This is a genomic window from Kitasatospora sp. NPDC051984, from assembly GCF_044593455.1.
In the GTDB taxonomy this organism is placed as follows: Bacteria; Actinomycetota; Actinomycetes; order Streptomycetales; family Streptomycetaceae; genus Kitasatospora.
The window spans coordinates 1-2,106 of sequence record NZ_JBIUCB010000011.1 but is presented as its reverse complement, the minus strand read 5'-3'; the positions used below and the strand labels follow the sequence as shown (position 1 = coordinate 2,106).

The following is a 2,106-nucleotide window of genomic DNA, read 5'->3' as shown; positions in this document are numbered from 1 at the left end:
CGACCCCCCCCCCCCCCCCCCCCCCCCCCCCCCCCGGCGGCGCCCCCCCCCCCCCCCGCCCGGGGCGGGCCCGGGCCCCCCCCCCGGCCCCCCCCCCCCCCCCCACGCCCGGCGGATGGGGTTCCGACGGATCGGTAGTAACCGCACCGGGGTGGAGAGTTCACCGCCGGGGGATACCGTCAGCAGGCAGACCGCCATCGGCCCACGCGCCGCGCCCCGAGCCCACTCGCGTCCCACACCCGAAGGAGGCTCCCGATGCCCCTGCGCCCGCTCCGTCCCGGTGACCGCATCGCCCTCGTCGCCCCCAGCGGCGCGGTCCTCGACCCCGACCGGCTCGCCCTCGGGACGGACATCCTCCGGTCCTGGGGCCTGGAGGTGGTCGTCCTCCCGCACGTCCACGACATCCACCCCACCCTTCCGCACCTGGCCGGCACCGACGCCCACCGCGCCGCCGACCTGCAGGCCGCCTGGCTCGACCCCGACATCGCCGCCGTCCTCTGCGTGCGCGGCGGCTTCGGGGTCCACCGGATGGTCGACCTCATCGACTGGGACGCGATGCGTGCCGTCCCACCCAAACCCCTGATCGGGTTCAGCGACATCACCGTCCTGCACGAGGCCGTCGCCCAGCAGCTCGGCGTCCCCACCTTCTACGGCCCGATGCCCGGCGTCGGCGTCTTCAGCACCGACACCCCAACCGCCGAACACCTCCGCCGCACCCTGTTCGAGCCGGCCACCACGACCGTCCTCACCGGACCCGACGCCGAGACCCTCGTCCCCGGCCGCGCCCACGGCGTCCTGATGGGCGGCTGCGCCTCGCTGCTCGCCGCCGACCGCGGCACCCCCGGCGCCCGTCCGTCCTTCGCGGGCGGACTGCTCATCCTGGAAGACATCAACGAGCAGCCCTACCAACTCGACCGCATCCTCACCCAGCTGCGACGCAGCGGAGCCCTGGAGGGAGTGGCCGGCGTGGTCCTCGGTTCCTGGGAGCTCTGCGGACCGCTCGACGCCGTACGTGCCGTGATGCTCGACCACTTCGGCGACGTCGGGGTCCCGGTCGTCGGGGAGCTCGGCTTCGGCCACGGACCGTCCTCCCTCACCGTCCCGCTCGGAGTGCCCGCCACGCTGGACGCCGACGCCGACGCCGCCACGCTCACGCTCGACGCGCCCGCTCTCATCGCCCCTCTTGATGCGTAGGGTTGCGGGCCATGCACGTCGAAGGCATCCCCGCCGCAGGCACCTCCACCACCGCACCGGCCGTCGAGCCGATGCCGGACCCGACGGCGGCCGCAGTGGCCCGGGCGCTCGGTCTGCTCCGCGGTCCCGGCAGCGGAACCGGCCGAGTACTGCTCGGCCTGGCCGGACCGCCCGCAGCAGGAAAGTCCACCCTCGCCCGCCGACTGATCGACGAGATCAACCGCCACGAGGGCCCCGACACCGCCGCCTACCTCCCGCTGGACGGCTTCCACCTCTCCAACGCCCAGCTCGACCGCCTCGACCTGCGCGCCCGCAAGGGTGCCCCCGAGACCTTCGACGCCCTCGGCTACCTCGCCCTCGTCCAGCGCGTCGCCGCCGACCGCTTCCACGACATCTACGTCCCCGACTTCGACCGCACCCTGGACGAACCCGTCGCCGCCCGCCACCTGATCCGCCCCTGCACCCGCCTGGTCGTGACCGAAGGCAACTACCTCGCGACCCCCGTCACCCCGTGGACGAACGCCCGGGCCCTGCTGCGCGAGCTCTGGTACATCGATGCCGACCACCCCACCCGGGACGCCCGCCTCCTCGCCCGCCACACCGCCGGGGGCCAGGGCCACTCCACCGCGCGCCGACGGATCGACACCAACGACCAGCCCAACGCCGAGTACGTCGAGACGGCCCGGTGGGCCTGCGACTGGGTGGTCCGCACAGACGCGTTTGCACCTGCCCACAGATCGGCGTAGTGTTATCTAGTCGCTCGGCAGGGAGCACCGGACACGCAATCTGTGTGGACGGTCCCGGGGCGGCCAATCCTTGAGAACCACCCAGTTGATCCGTGACGGGTCGCGTCCTTTTCGCGTCTCCGTTCGTATTTGCTGTGCGCGTTTTCGGAGATTGCGGCGGATTCGC

2 protein-coding genes are annotated in these 2,106 nt (G+C 73.6%); both read left to right on the top strand.

The features are described 5' to 3' along the window. The first annotated feature begins 255 nt into the window (after positions 1 to 255). Positions 256 to 1,194, top strand: a complete 939-nt coding sequence (locus tag ACIHEI_RS21740; RefSeq protein ID WP_396607752.1) for an LD-carboxypeptidase — start codon at positions 256 to 258, stop codon at positions 1,192 to 1,194. An 11-nt stretch (positions 1,195 to 1,205) separates the two neighbouring features. Next, positions 1,206 to 1,940: a nucleoside/nucleotide kinase family protein gene (locus ACIHEI_RS21735; RefSeq protein WP_396607751.1), complete on the top strand. Its 735-nt coding sequence runs from the start codon at positions 1,206 to 1,208 to the stop codon at positions 1,938 to 1,940. Positions 1,941 to 2,106 lie beyond the last annotated feature (166 nt).

Coding starts and splice junctions, on each gene's coding strand:
- ACIHEI_RS21740 (WP_396607752.1), top strand. CDS start 256: ATGCCCCTGCGCCCGCTCCGTCCCGGTGACCGCATCGCCCTCGTCGCC.
- ACIHEI_RS21735 (WP_396607751.1), top strand. CDS start 1,206: ATGCACGTCGAAGGCATCCCCGCCGCAGGCACCTCCACCACCGCACCG.